Source organism: Zoogloea sp. (assembly GCF_023150065.1).
Taxonomy (GTDB): domain Bacteria; phylum Pseudomonadota; class Gammaproteobacteria; order Burkholderiales; family Rhodocyclaceae; genus Zoogloea.
In genome coordinates, this window is record NZ_JAKLLN010000017.1 from 99,100 (window position 1) to 111,742 (window position 12,643).

The window sequence follows — 12,643 nt, forward strand, 5'->3', positions numbered from 1 at the left end:
TCGGTGGCTTACTTGACGCTGATCTGGTCGAACAAGCCGCCGTCGGCGAAGTGCGCCTTCTGGACCTTGGTCCAGCCACCGAACACGTCGTCGATGGTGAACAGCTTGACCGGCGCGAAAGTCTTGGCGTACTTGGCGGCGACCTTCGAGTCCGTCGGACGGTAGTAGTTCTTGCCGGCGATGTCCTGGCCTTCCGGCGAGTACAGGTACTTCAGGTACTCCTCGGCGACCTTGCGGGTACCGCGCTTGTCCACCACCTTGTCCACCACCGAGACGGGGGGCTCGGCCAGGATGGACAGGGACGGGGTGACGATCTCGAACTTGTCCGGACCGAGCTCCTTCACGGCCAGGTAGGCTTCGTTTTCCCAGGCGATCAGCACATCGCCGATACCGCGCTCGGCAAAGGTGGTGGTGGAGCCGCGGGCGCCGGAGTCCAGCACCTTCACGTTGCCGTAGATCTTCTTGACGAAGTCCTTGGCAGTGGTGTCATTGCCGCCCGGCTGCTTGAGGGCATAGCCCCACGCGGCCAGGTAGTTCCAGCGGGCACCGCCGGAGGTCTTGGGGTTCGGGGTGATGACCTCGACGCCCGGCTTGGCCAAGTCGTTCCAGTCCTTGATCTTCTTCGGGTTGCCCTTGCGCACCAGGAACACGATGGTCGAGGTGTAGGGAGAGGCGTTGTGGGGCAGACGCTTCTGCCAGTCGGCCGGGATCCACTTGCCGTTGTCGTGCAGCGCATCCACGTCGGCCGCCAGGGCCAGGGTCACCACGTCGGCCTCGAGGCCGTCGATCACCGAGCGGGCCTGCTTGCCGGAGCCGCCATGGGATTGCTTGACGGTGACGACCTCGTTGTTCTTGGCCTTCCAGTACTTGGCGAAGGCGGCGTTGTAATCCTGGTACAGCTCACGGGTCGGGTCGTAGGAGACGTTGAGCAGGGTCACGTCGGCATGGGCCAGGCTGGACAGGCCGAGCACCAGCGCCAGGGACAGGACGGAACGGCGGGCAAAGCGGGATTTCATGGGACGTCTTCCTATGGGCTAAAAGTAAGTGGAACCGAGTCTAGAGAGGGGCGCCGGCCAGGCGAACCAAGAAAAACTTTTATGCTTATTCGCAAGCGCATGGATACCTATGCACGATCGCGAAGCCCGGCCGGCCAGGGATTGGGGAGGCGCCTCAGCGGGACGCGCTGTGCTCGCCGATGGCGCTGCGCAGGTCGGCCAGAGTGACCACGCGGGGGCCGTGCAGCGCGGCGATCTGCTCCACGTCCAGCCCCAGCTTGCGGATGTTGTCGTAGAGATTCACCGCGTAGGGGTTGGGGCGTGCCGGGGCGGGGGCATTGGCCGCCGCCGGGGTGTAGGCGTCGCCCTCGACGAGGATCTTCTCGCCCGGCAGATAGACCAGGGCGAAGGCGTCGCTGTGACCGCTGCCGACAATGCTGTGCACCTCGATGCTGCGCTTGCCGTCACCGAGCACGCGCTTGCCATCCACCTCGGCAAACAGCGCGCCCTTGCGTGAGCGCGCCAGGCTGTCCGGGTTGAGGGTGCGCGGCGCAGCCCAGGCCTTGCGGTAGTAGGGCACGTTGGCCTTGGGCGTGACGATCACCGCCCCTTCCCTGGCAAAGGTGCGCAGGCCACCGGAATGATCGAAGTGGGCGTGGGTGTTGATCAGGTACTTGATGGGCTTGCCCGGCACCGTCTCCTTGGCCTTGGCGATCACCGCCAGGGAGCGCTCCTCGTTGAGGGGCGCCTCCACCACCACCAGGTGGTCGGCCTGCTCGATCAGCACGCTGTGGTGGGTGCCGCCGGTGAGGTAGTAGACACCTTCGGCGAGCCTGTCGACCTTGACCACGGGCTGCGCCGCGGTGGCGCTGGCCACTTCGGGCGGCACGGCGATGCTGGTCGCCCCGTTGATGCGCACCTCATTCACTTTCAGGTCCAGCACCGGGTGGCCACCCTGGCTGCGCTCGATGTGGCCGGGGAAGGGAATGCCCCCGAAGTCCCGGTAATCGGAGAAGCGGGTCTCCACCAGGGTGTCACCCAGCACCGGGTTGTCCACCCAGGTGCGCACCAGCGCCACCTCGTTGCGGGCATTGATGTGCCCGACGAAACGGTGCTTGCCGCCGACGGTGAAGGCCACCTCGCTGCCCCCGCCCTTCAGGGGCCGCGAACGGGCCTTGTTGGCCAGGGCCGCACGCAGGAAGCCCTGGGGCGTGGACAGGATCTCGGCGCTGCGCTCGGCCACCGCGGCCAGCTGCGGCACCGGGGCCGACGGCGTTGCGCCGGTGGCGACCACCGGGAGGTTCCAGGCCACCGGGCCGCTCACGTACTGGTCGACCTTCTGCTCCACCGGCACCGGGCGCTCGCGGCCGGCTTCGAGGGCCTGGATGCGGTTGATCTGGACCCGCGCGCTGCCCTTCTCGTAGTCGATGTCGGCCACGTAACGGCTGACCTCGAAGCGCGGCCAGGGCAGGCTGGGATCGGGCGCCTGGCCGAACTGGAACCAGCTGCCGCTGCCGGTGAGCTGGATGCTGCGGGTGCCGGCGGCGTCCAGGGCGCGGACGGCGGATTGAAGGCTCTGGGCCTGGGCGGGCACGGCCGCCAGCAGGGAAAGGGCGGCGGTGGCGCCAAGAACGGGACGGAGCGGGAAAGGCATGGGACCCCCTTGTGGATGAAGGAATGGCCGGAAAGGGCACTGGGGGCAGGAGGGGCAATAAGCGTACCCGCGCCGGATCAGGGCCGGGCGACGCCGGGAAGGCCCTGATTTCAGGGAGGTATTGCGTGCTGGCGCGGGTTTCGGCGGTGGTGCCGCGCAGCGGCCCGGTGCTGGTCAGCCAGCAGCGCCTGCTGGATGCTCAGCAGGCGCTGCCCTGATCGCGGCAGGCAGGCCGCCTCAGCGCCCGGGCGGGGCCTGGTGGCGGCGAGCCTCCTCCACCGTGGCCGGCACCAGCTCGATGACGAGCCGCCACAGGCGCTCGCGCCATTCGCGGGTGGGGCCGCTGGTGGCCTGCAGGGGCAGGCTCTCCCAGGCCTGCCAGTCGATGCCGGGCAGGGCACGGCGGTGCTCGGCCGGGATGGCCATGGCGCTGTCGCGCATGGCGCTCAGGCGCTCGAGCACTCGCTCCAGCTTGCCAGGCGAGGCAAAGAACGCCCGGGGGCCAGCGCCGGACAGCTCGCCGAGGAGGCTCGCCCCATCGTCGAAGAGATTGCCCAGCAGCGCCCCGCACAGCACCGCCGCCCCCAGCGCGGGGCGACGGCGGCGCCCGGGACGGGACAGGATGGCGTGTCCACTCATGGCCCGTGCCTCAGTGATAAATCGGCCGGCGGGCCGGCGCCGGGGAGGCCGCCAGGGCGCCGGACGCTGACTCGGCCAGGAAGCGGCGCAGGGCCGGCTCGAAGCGCTCCGCGTCGATCAGGAAGCCGTCGTGGCCGTGCTCCGAATCGATGGCGACGAGCTGCGCCCGCATCAGCTGGCTGGCCAGGTAGAGCTGATCTTCGGGCACATACAAGGCGTCCGTGGGGATGGAGCCCACCAGCACGGGCTGGCGGATGCGCCCCAGGGCCGCGGCGCAGCCCCCGCGCCCACGGCCCAGGTCATGGCTGTCCATGGCATCGAGGAGCACGCGGTAGCTGTGGGGGTCGAAACGCCGGGTCAGGGCCTCGCCGTGGTGGCGCAGCCAGCCGCGCACGGCGTAGTCGCCCGGCGCGGCAGCAGCGGCCCCGAACACCTCCTCGCCCAGGCTGCGCCCGAAGCGCTGCCCCAGGGAGGCCGGGCTGCGGTAGCTCACCATGGCCATGGCCCGGGCCGCGGCCAGCCCGGCCAGGGGGGGATCGGCAGGGTCGTAGTCGCCGTTCCGGTAGCGTGGATCGCCGGCCAGGGCCAGGCGCTGGGCCTCGCTCCAGGCCATGCACCAGGGTGAGTGCTTGCCGGAGGCGGCGATGCAGGCCACCGCATCCACCCGGTCGGGGTCGAGGGCGGCCCACTCCAGCGCCTGCAGCCCCCCCATCGACCCGCCAATCACGCAGCGGATGCGGCGGATGCCCAGGGCCTCGGCCAGGCTGATCTGGGCCTGCACTTGGTCGCGGATGGTGACGGCGGGAAAGCGTGGGCCCCACGGGCGCCCGTCCGGCGCGGGCGAGGTGGGGCCGGTGCTGCCGTAACAACTCCCCAGGGCATTGCTGCAGACGATGAAGTGCTGCTCCGGGTCCAGCGCCCGGCCCGGCCCGAACAGGGGCGCCCACCAGGCATCGGCGTCGGCCGTGCCGGTGAGGGCATGGCACACGATGACGGCGTTGTCGCCCCGGGCGTTGAGACGACCCCAGGTGCGGAAGGCCAGCTGCAGCCCGGGCAGGCTGCCCCCGGACTCCAGGGCCAGTGCCTTGCCGGCGGTGAACAGGCGGGTCTGCCCGGACAGACGGGGAGAGGGGCTCATGGTGGCAGCGGCACCTCAGGCGGCCACGTCGAGACCGGCCCGGCGCAGGGCGTGGTCGAAGTCGGCCTTGATGTCGTCGATGTGCTCGATGCCCACCGACACGCGGATCAGGTCGGGGCGCACGCCGGCGCTCTTCTGCTCGGCCTCGGAAAGCTGCTGGTGGGTGGTGGACGCCGGGTTGATGACCAGGGTCTTGGCATCGCCCACGTTGGCCAGGTGGCTGGCCAGCTCCACGTTGTCGATGAAGGTGCGGGCGGCGTTGGCGCCGCCCTTGATGCCGAAGTTGAGCACCGCACCGAAACCGTTGCGCAGGTACTTCTTTGCCAGCGCGTGGTAGGGGCTGTCCTCCAGGCCGTTGTACTCGACCCACGCCACCTGGGGGTGGGCCTTGAGCCAGCGGGCCAGCTCGAGGGTGTTGTCCAGGTGTCGCTGCACCCGCAGGGACAGGGTCTCGACCCCCTGCAGCAGCTGGAAGGCGTTGAAGGGCGACAGGCTGGGGCCGATGTCGCGCAGGCCTTCGACCCGGGCGCGGATGGCGAAGGCGATGTTGCCGAAGGGCCCGCCGCTGCCGAAGACCTCCCAGAAGTTGAGGCCGTGGTAGCCCGGCGCGGGTTCGGTGAACAGGGGGAACTTGCCGTTGCCCCAGTCGAACTTTCCGGAATCGATGATCACCCCGCCGATGGAGGTGCCGTGGCCGCCGATCCACTTGGTGGCCGACTCCACCACGATGTCGGCGCCGTGGTCGATGGGCCGGGCGATGTAGCCACCGGCGCCGAAGGTGTTGTCGACGATCAGCGGAATGCCGGCCTCGTGGGCCACCCTGGCGAGGGCCTCGAAGTCGGGGATGTTGAAGCGCGGGTTGCCGATGGTCTCCACATAGATGGCCTTGGTGCCGGCGTCGATGGCGCGGCGGAAATCCTCCGGGTCGTCGCCCTCGACGAACTTCACGTTGATGCCCAGGCGCGGCAGGGTGACCTTGAACTGGTTGTAGGTGCCGCCATACACATAGCTGGTGGACACGATGTTGTCGCCGGCCTGGGCGATGGTGGTGATGGCCAGGAACTGGGCCGCCTGGCCGGAGCTGGTGGCCACCGCCGCCACCCCGCCTTCCAGCGCGGCGATGCGCTGCTCGAAGACGTCGGTGGTGGGGTTCATGATGCGGGTGTAGATGTTGCCGAACTCCTTCAGGGCAAACAGGCGCGCGCCGTGGTCGGCGTCGTTGAAGGTGTAGGACGTGGTCTGGTAGATGGGCACGGCGCGGGCGTTGGTGCCGGGCGCCGGCTGCTGGCCGGCATGGACCTGCAGGGTTTCGAAGCGGTAGGCGGCTTTGCGGTCGGTCATGGCGATGCTCCTTTGTTATGTTGGGGCGGCTTCAGCCGCCCTCGGACTCAGGTATGTCTCAGCCCCACACGCCGCTGCGTCGGTCTTCCACGCGCTTGGCTTTGTGGGTGGCCCGGGGCAGGGTGTCGGGCGCGAGGATGGTCACGCTGGCGCTGACCCCGGTGATGGACTTGAGCTGGCGGACGAAGCGCTGGGCCAGCTCCGCCTCGCTGCCGGCAAAACCGGTGCTGCGCTCCAGTTCCACGGTGAGGTGGTCCAGGTGGTTCTCCCGCTCGACGATCAGGCGGTACTCGCCGGTCAGGTCGTGGTCGCGCCGGGCGATGGCTTCCACATCGCTGGGGAAGAGGTTGGCGCCCTTGATGATCAGCATGTCGTCCAGGCGCCCGTGCACGCCCTGCAGGCGGATGGAGGTGCGTCCGCAACCGCAGGGCTCGGCGGTGAAGGAGACGATGTCGCCGGTGCGGAAGCGCACCATGGGCCGGGCCGATTTCTTGAGGGTGGTGAGCACCAGCTCGCCGCGGCCGCCCTCCTCCACCGGTTCGTTGGTGTCGGGGTGCAGCACCTCGACCAGGATGTGGTCCTCGGCCCAGTGCAGGCCGTCCTTCTCCTCGCACATGCCGGCGCAGGAGCCGAAGATGTCCGACAGGCCGTAGTAGTCGTATACCGAGGCGCCCCACAGGTCCTCGATGCGTTGGCGGGTCTCGGGGATGGAGCCGCCGGGCTCGCCGGCCACGAAGATGCGGCGCACGGCCAGGTCCTTGCGCAGGTCGATGCCTTCCTTGATCGCCGTCTCGCCCAGGTACCAGGCGTACGAAGGCGTGGTCCACATGGCGGTGACCTGGAACTGGCGCAGGATGGCCAGCAGGCGCTCGGAGGGCACGGTGCCGGCGTGGATGGACAGGGCGCCGAGCTTCTGGGCCCCCAGCACGCAGGGGCCGCCGACGAACAGGGAGAAGTTCAGCGAGTGGGCGTAGCGGTCTTCCGGGCGCAGGCCGGAGCTCCAGAACTGGCGCGCCTCGTAGTCGATCCACTCATCGAAGTCGGTGGCCGAGAAGGGCGAGGCGGTGGGCACGCCGGTGGAACCACTGGAGGCGGAGATGTACACGATGTCGCGCTCGGGCACCGCCACCAGGTCGCCAAAGGGCGGCACGGCCAGCTGGCGCTCGCGCAGGGTCTGCTTGTTGATGAAGGGAAAGCGCCGGATGTCGTCCAGGCTGCGCACCTCTTCCGGATGCACGCCGGCCGCGTCGAAGCTGGCCCGGTAATACGGCGAGTGGTGGTAGGCGTGCAGCAGGTGCTTCTGCAGCAGCTGCAGCTTGAGGGCATCCCAGTCCGCACGGGGCTGGGTTTCCAGGGCTTCGTCCCAGTATTGCCTGTGTTGCGTCACGGACGTCACTCCCCCTTACTGCAGGAACGCCGGACGGGCGTAGCCGGCGAAGTGCTTGTCCAGCGCGGCGCGGTATTCCGGGGTGTGGAAGGCGGCGGCGATGTCCTTGGCCCAGGGCTTGTCCTTGTCGTCGGTCTTCACCGCCACCACGTTCAGGTAGTGGTCGGGGGTCTTCTCCAGGGCCACGGCTTCGGTGAGCTTGAGGCCGGAGGAGATGGCGAAGTTGCCGTTGATGAGGGCGAACTCGGCGTCGTCCAGGGTGCGCGGCAGCTGGGCGGCTTCGATGGGGGTGAGCACCAGCTTGCGGGGGTTCTCGGCCACGTCCTTCTCGGTGGCCTTGAGGGGGTCGACGCCGGCCTTCACCTTGAGGAGCTTGAGCTGCTCCAGGAAGACCAGGGCCCGGGCCAGGTTGCTGGGGTCATTCGGCAGGGTGATGCGGTCACCGTCCTTCACGTCGGCCAGGCTCTTGCGCTTCTTGGAGTAGAGGCCCAGGGGGGCGATGGGCGCCTTGGTGATGTCCACCAGGTTCAGCCCCTTGTCGGCGGAGAACTTCTTCAGATAGATGATGTGCTGGAACAGGTTGGCGTCCAGCGAGCCCTGGGCCAGGGCCAGGTTGGGCTGCACGTAGTCGTTGAACTCGACGAGCTTGACGGTGTAGCCCTTCTTCTCGAGCACGGGCTTGATGCCCAGCTTGAGCTGGTCGAAGTTGGAGCCGGCGGTGGCGCCGAGGGTCAGGGTCTTCTTTTCCTGGGCCTGGGCGGTGCTAGCACCAAAACCGATGGCGGCGACGAGGCCGACGACGGACAAGAGGCGCAGGGCGAAATGGCGACGGGTGTTCATGGTGGTGTTCTCCTGGAACGATTCGGGTTGTGGTCTTGTTGTAAGGGGGTTCAACGCTTGTCCACGTGGCGGGCCGCCCACTGGCCAAGAAACTGGATGCTCTGCACCAGCACCACCAGCAGCACGATGGTGATGAGCATGACGTCCGTCTGAAAACGGTAGTAGCCATAGCGGATGGCCAGGTCGCCGATGCCGCCGCCGCCCACCACCCCGGCCACCGCCGAGTAGGACAGGAAGCTCACCGCCAGCACGGTGACGGCCAGCACCAGGCCCGAACGGGCCTCCACCAGCAGCACGTGGCGGACGATCTGCAGCGGCGAGGCGCCCATGGCCTCGGCGGCCTCGATGACGCCCCGGGGCACGTCGCGCAGGGTCTGCTCGATGAGCCGGGCAAAGTAGAAGATGGCGGCGATGGACAGGGGCACGCTGGCCGCCAGCGGCCCGATGGAGGTGCCGGCGATCACCCGGGTGAAGGGCGAGATGGCCACCAGCAGGATGATGAAGGGGAAGCTCCGCACCACGTTGATGACCCCGTTGGCCACCAGATTGAAGGCGCGGAAGCGCTCCAGCGACTGGCCCCGGCTGGTGAGGAAGACCAGCAGACCCAGGGCGCCGCCGATCACGATGGCCGCCGACAGACAGATGGCCATCATCAGCAGGGTCTCGCCGGTGGCCTTGAGGATCTCGGGCAGCAGCTCGTTCAGCGTGTCGAAGAGGGACGTGGTTTCAGGCATGGGCGGCCTCCAGGGCGAGATGGTGTCCGCTGCCGGCGTCGGGCCGGCCGGAAGGTGACGGACTGGCCGCCGGGCCGGCGCCGAAGTCGCTGAGCCAGCTGGCCAGACGCGAGCCCTCGGGGATGCGTCCGTCGGCCATGTCAAGCTGCTCGACGATGCGCCCGCCTTCCATCACCGACACCCGGTGGCACAGGCGGCGGATGACCTCCATCTCGTGGCTGACCAGCAGGATGCTCACCCCGAACTGGCGGTTGGCATCGGCCAGCACGCCGAGCAGGTCCAGGGTGGTGCGCGGGTCGAGGGCCGAGGTGGGCTCGTCGGCCAGCAGCACGTGGGGCTCGGGGGCCAGGGCGCGGGCAATGGCGACGCGCTGCTTCTGGCCGCCAGAGAGGCGCCCGGGATACACGTCGGCCTTCTCGGCCAGGCCCACGAAATCGAGGCAGATCTTGACCCGCTCCGCGATGCGCGCCGGGCGCTCGCCGGCAATCCGCATGGGCAGGGCCACGTTGTCGGCGACCGTGAGGTTATGCAGCAGGTTGAAGTGCTGGAAGATCATGCCGATGCGGTGCCTGGCCTGGCGCAGCCCGGCGGCCGACAGGCGGGTCAGGTCCTGACCATGGACGATGACCTCGCCGGCGTCGGGGCGCTCCAGCAGATTGACGATGCGCAGCAGGGTGGATTTGCCGGCGCCCGAGAAGCCGATGATGCCGTGGATCTCGCCCCGGGGAACGATCAGGCTGGTGGGCTGCAAGCCCACGGTGCGCCCGCCCGGATCGGCGAAGCGTCGGGACACGCCCCGCAGCTGGATGGCGGGTTGGGTGTCGATGGAGGAAGCGGTCTGGGACATGATGCTCTGCAGCGAAAACAGCGATGGACCGACTTTAGCGCCGGCCCACCAGCCCCCAAACCAATCAAATCTTGATTGCTATGCAGCCTCCGCCTGCAATGCATTTCAGGTGACGTAAGGTCAATTTACGGCCGCAAAGCCGCGCCACGCCGCGATTGCGCTCACGACCGCTGGCGCAGCTCGGCACGGCCGCTGCTGGCACAGCGGTTGCAGCCCAGCTCGTCCAGGCGCTCCCGCACCTCGGTGGCCGAGTGGCGGCAGAACACCATGGGGATGCCCAGATCCTCGGCCTGCTTGCGCACGTTGCGCATCAGCATGTGGTTGGCCCGGTCGCACATGAACACCACCAGGCCGGTGCGGCGCGACAGCTGCCGGCGGTTCTCGGACGCCTTGCGCCCGGTCCAGTGGTCGATGTCCTTGATGCCGAACTGATCGGCCACCCTGAGGATTTCGCTGCGGATGCCCTCGATGCGATCCGCGCCGACGATGACGGCCTGCATGGGAAGCTCCATTTCATGAATGCGCTGACAGCGCGAATGGAGCGCAGTGTGTGGCGGGCGTGCAACGCACCAAACCAAATTCTTGCGATATGCATTGCACACAATGCGGGGAATCGACGGCTTTCCAGAAATTCATCCAAGCTATTGAATCAAATGAAAAACGCGCTGCTGGGCAGACACCAGCCCTGCCTCCCGGGGTGTTGATTTCCAGACAGCCCGCACGGCCCCTGCCCCGGAAAAGTTGTTAGCAATCAAGCCCGTCGAGTGCTGGCATTGCCCTTGCGATGGAAAAACCGAGGCCGGCAGCCCCGGCCCGTCAATCGCCCAACTCGCAATGGAGTCATACAACATGGCAATTCGTCCGCTCTACGACCGGATCATCGTCAAACGCACCGACGCGGAGCGCAGCACCGCCAGCGGCATCGTCATCCCCGACAGCGCCGGCGAGAAGCCCGACCAGGGCCAGGTGCTGGCCGTCGGCCCGGGCAAGCTCCTCGCCAGCGGCGAGCTGCGCCCCCTGGCCGTGAAGGCCGGTGACCGGGTGCTGTTCGGCAAGTACGCCGGCCAGGCCATCAAGGTGGACGGCAATGAAGTCCTGGTGCTGCGCGAGGAAGACGTCATCGCCCTCATCGAGGGCTGAGCCCCGCCCCACCATTCCATCCGATACATACAAGAAAGAACCCAGGAGCCATTTGAATGCCTGCCAAGAAAGTGCTGTTTGGTGACGACGCCCGTGCCCGCATCGTCACCGGTGTGAACATCCTCGCCGATGCGGTCAAGGTGACCCTCGGCCCGAAAGGCCGCAACGTGGTGCTGGAGCGCAGCTTCGGCGCCCCCACCGTAACCAAGGACGGCGTGTCCGTCGCCAAGGAGATCGAGCTCAAGGACAAGTACGAGAACATCGGCGCCCAGCTGGTGAAGGAAGTCGCCTCCAAGACCTCCGACAACGCCGGTGACGGCACCACCACCGCCACCGTGCTGGCCCAGGCCATCGTCCGCGAGGGCTTCAAGTACGTGGCCGCCGGCTACAACCCCACCGACCTCAAGCGCGGCATCGACAAGGCGGTGGTCGCCATCGTCGCCGAGATCCGCAACATCGCCCGCCCCACCACCACCAGCAAGGAGATCGCCCAGGTCGGCTCCATCTCCGCCAACTCCGACGCCGACATCGGCCAGATCATCGCCGACGCCATCGACCGGGTCGGCAAGTCGGGCGTGATCACCGTGGAAGACGGCAAGAGCCTCAACAACGAGCTCGACGTGGTAGAAGGCCTGCAGTTCGACCGGGGCTACCTGTCGCCCTACTTCATCAACAACGCCGACAAGCAGATCGCCGCCCTCGACGATCCCTTCATCCTGCTCTTCGACAAGAAGATCTCCAGCATCCGTGACCTGCTGCCCATCCTCGAGCAGGTGGCCAAGGCCAACCGCCCCCTGCTGATCATCGCCGAGGACGTGGAGGGCGAGGCCCTGGCAACCCTGGTGGTCAACACCATCCGCGGCATCCTCAAGGTGGTGGCGGTGAAGGCACCGGGCTTCGGTGACCGGCGCAAGGCCATCCTCGAAGACATCGCCGTGCTCACCGGCGGCCAGGTGATCGCGGAGGAAGTCGGCCTGACCCTGGAGAAGGCCACCCTGGAAGACCTGGGCCAGGCCAAGCGCATCGAGGTGGGCAAGGAGAGCACCACCCTGGTGGATGGGCTGGGCAGCGCCGACGCCATCAAGGCCCGGGTGGCCACCATCGACGCCCAGATCGCCGAAGCCACCTCGGACTACGACCGGGAGAAGCTGCAGGAGCGCAAGGCCAAGCTGGCCGGCGGCGTGGCGGTGATCAAGGTGGGCGCCGCCACCGAGGTGGAACTCAAGGAGAAGAAGGCCCGCGTCGAGGACGCCCTGCACGCCACCCGCGCAGCGGTGGAAGAAGGCGTGGTGCCCGGCGGCGGCGTGGCCCTGCTGCGCGCCCGCAAGGCCATCAGCGAGCTGAAGGGTGACAACCACGAGCAGGACGCGGGCATCAAGATCGTGTTGCGCGCGGTGGAAGAGCCCCTGCGCCAGATCGTCGCCAACGCCGGCGACGAGGCCTCGGTGGTGGTGAACAAGGTCATCGAGGGCAGCGGCAACTTCGGCTACAACGCCGGCAACGGCACCTATGGCGACCTGGTGGAACAGGGCGTGCTCGACCCCGCCAAGGTGACCCGCTCGGCCCTGCAGAACGCCGCCTCGGTGGCCGGCCTGATCCTCACCACCGACGCCATCGTGGCCGAACTGCCCGAAGACCGCCCCGCCGCGGCACCGTCCGACCACCACGGCGGTGGTGGCTTCGGCGGCGGCTTCTAACCCCCCGCCCGGGCCAGGCGGCTTCCTCCCGGAACGCCCTGGCCCGGCGTGCTGGCCAGTACTGGCTGGCGTTCCGTTGTTTGGCGTGACGTTGGCCGGGTGTTCGCCCCGGCGGGCGACCTCCTTTCTTGCTTCGCCAAGAAAGGAGGCAAAGAAGGCGACCCGGCCACCCCGGTCATTCGCTACGCGAATGACTCCCCTGCGCTGCTCGTGTCAGGCGGCCGGCGCGGA

12 protein-coding genes are annotated in these 12,643 nt (G+C 68.1%); 2 read left to right on the top strand and 10 right to left on the bottom strand.

From position 1 onward, the window contains the following. Window positions 1-8: 8 nt before the first annotated feature. The 10 genes from L6Q67_RS17520 to L6Q67_RS17565 all read right to left on the bottom strand — a co-directional run bounded on the left by L6Q67_RS17520 (window position 9) and on the right by L6Q67_RS17565 (window position 10,075). On the bottom strand, window positions 9-1,016 hold the full coding sequence (locus tag L6Q67_RS17520) for a sulfate ABC transporter substrate-binding protein (protein WP_296572385.1): 1,008 nt from the start codon (window positions 1,014-1,016) through the stop codon (window positions 9-11). 154 nt (window positions 1,017-1,170) lie between these two features. Next, window positions 1,171-2,649: an MBL fold metallo-hydrolase gene (locus L6Q67_RS17525; protein ID WP_296572387.1), complete on the bottom strand. Its 1,479-nt coding sequence runs from the start codon at window positions 2,647-2,649 to the stop codon at window positions 1,171-1,173. A gap of 237 nt (window positions 2,650-2,886) precedes the next feature. Continuing rightward, entirely contained in the window at window positions 2,887-3,288 is a 402-nt protein-coding gene (locus L6Q67_RS17530) for a hypothetical protein (protein WP_296572390.1), read from the bottom strand. Window positions 3,289-3,298: 10 nt separating this feature from the next. Beyond that, a complete protein-coding gene (gene metX, locus L6Q67_RS17535; protein ID WP_296572393.1) occupies window positions 3,299-4,426 on the bottom strand; it encodes a homoserine O-acetyltransferase in 1,128 nt (375 codons plus the stop codon). A 15-nt stretch (window positions 4,427-4,441) separates the two neighbouring features. Continuing rightward, window positions 4,442-5,767 carry an O-acetylhomoserine aminocarboxypropyltransferase/cysteine synthase family protein gene (locus tag L6Q67_RS17540; RefSeq protein ID WP_296572395.1) on the bottom strand — a complete coding sequence of 442 codons (1,326 nt, stop codon included), beginning with the start codon at window positions 5,765-5,767 and terminating at the stop codon, window positions 4,442-4,444. 58 nt (window positions 5,768-5,825) lie between these two features. Next, window positions 5,826-7,154 (bottom strand): phenylacetate--CoA ligase family protein, encoded by a 1,329-nt coding sequence (locus tag L6Q67_RS17545; RefSeq protein ID WP_296572398.1) that lies wholly within the window; start codon window positions 7,152-7,154, stop codon window positions 5,826-5,828. Window positions 7,155-7,169: 15 nt separating this feature from the next. Then, the gene (locus L6Q67_RS17550) at window positions 7,170-7,994 is read right to left on the bottom strand and encodes a MetQ/NlpA family ABC transporter substrate-binding protein (protein ID WP_296572401.1); all 825 of its coding nucleotides are present in this window, start codon (window positions 7,992-7,994) and stop codon (window positions 7,170-7,172) included. A gap of 50 nt (window positions 7,995-8,044) precedes the next feature. Next, window positions 8,045-8,698: a methionine ABC transporter permease gene (locus L6Q67_RS17555; RefSeq protein WP_367171652.1), complete on the bottom strand. Its 654-nt coding sequence runs from the start codon at window positions 8,696-8,698 to the stop codon at window positions 8,045-8,047. 22 nt (window positions 8,699-8,720) lie between these two features. Next, complete coding sequence (locus tag L6Q67_RS17560) at window positions 8,721-9,575, bottom strand: methionine ABC transporter ATP-binding protein (protein ID WP_296572409.1); 855 nt, start codon at window positions 9,573-9,575, stop codon at window positions 8,721-8,723. A 161-nt stretch (window positions 9,576-9,736) separates the two neighbouring features. Continuing rightward, on the bottom strand, window positions 9,737-10,075 hold the full coding sequence (locus tag L6Q67_RS17565) for a DUF2325 domain-containing protein (protein ID WP_296572412.1): 339 nt from the start codon (window positions 10,073-10,075) through the stop codon (window positions 9,737-9,739). Window positions 10,076-10,424: 349 nt separating this feature from the next. Between L6Q67_RS17565 and L6Q67_RS17570 the strand changes: the two genes are divergently transcribed. Together L6Q67_RS17570 and groL are read left to right on the top strand one after the other, a co-directional pair. Beyond that, window positions 10,425-10,715 carry a co-chaperone GroES gene (locus L6Q67_RS17570; RefSeq protein WP_296572415.1) on the top strand — a complete coding sequence of 97 codons (291 nt, stop codon included), beginning with the start codon at window positions 10,425-10,427 and terminating at the stop codon, window positions 10,713-10,715. Window positions 10,716-10,771: 56 nt separating this feature from the next. Then, the gene (gene groL, locus L6Q67_RS17575) at window positions 10,772-12,412 is read left to right on the top strand and encodes a chaperonin GroEL (RefSeq protein WP_296572419.1); all 1,641 of its coding nucleotides are present in this window, start codon (window positions 10,772-10,774) and stop codon (window positions 12,410-12,412) included. Window positions 12,413-12,643 lie beyond the last annotated feature (231 nt).

What these genes read in the sequence shown, in the direction of transcription:
- L6Q67_RS17520 (WP_296572385.1), bottom strand. Translation starts at nt 1,016, where the DNA reads ATGAAATCCCGCTTTGCCCGCCGTTCCGTCCTGTCCCTGGCGCTGGTG.
- L6Q67_RS17525 (WP_296572387.1), bottom strand. Translation starts at nt 2,649, where the DNA reads ATGCCTTTCCCGCTCCGTCCCGTTCTTGGCGCCACCGCCGCCCTTTCC.
- L6Q67_RS17530 (WP_296572390.1), bottom strand. Translation starts at nt 3,288, where the DNA reads ATGAGTGGACACGCCATCCTGTCCCGTCCCGGGCGCCGCCGTCGCCCC.
- metX (WP_296572393.1), bottom strand. Translation starts at nt 4,426, where the DNA reads ATGAGCCCCTCTCCCCGTCTGTCCGGGCAGACCCGCCTGTTCACCGCC.
- L6Q67_RS17540 (WP_296572395.1), bottom strand. Translation starts at nt 5,767, where the DNA reads ATGACCGACCGCAAAGCCGCCTACCGCTTCGAAACCCTGCAGGTCCAT.
- L6Q67_RS17550 (WP_296572401.1), bottom strand. Translation starts at nt 7,994, where the DNA reads ATGAACACCCGTCGCCATTTCGCCCTGCGCCTCTTGTCCGTCGTCGGC.
- L6Q67_RS17560 (WP_296572409.1), bottom strand. Translation starts at nt 9,575, where the DNA reads ATGTCCCAGACCGCTTCCTCCATCGACACCCAACCCGCCATCCAGCTG.
- L6Q67_RS17565 (WP_296572412.1), bottom strand. Translation starts at nt 10,075, where the DNA reads ATGCAGGCCGTCATCGTCGGCGCGGATCGCATCGAGGGCATCCGCAGC.
- L6Q67_RS17570 (WP_296572415.1), top strand. Translation starts at nt 10,425, where the DNA reads ATGGCAATTCGTCCGCTCTACGACCGGATCATCGTCAAACGCACCGAC.
- groL (WP_296572419.1), top strand. Translation starts at nt 10,772, where the DNA reads ATGCCTGCCAAGAAAGTGCTGTTTGGTGACGACGCCCGTGCCCGCATC.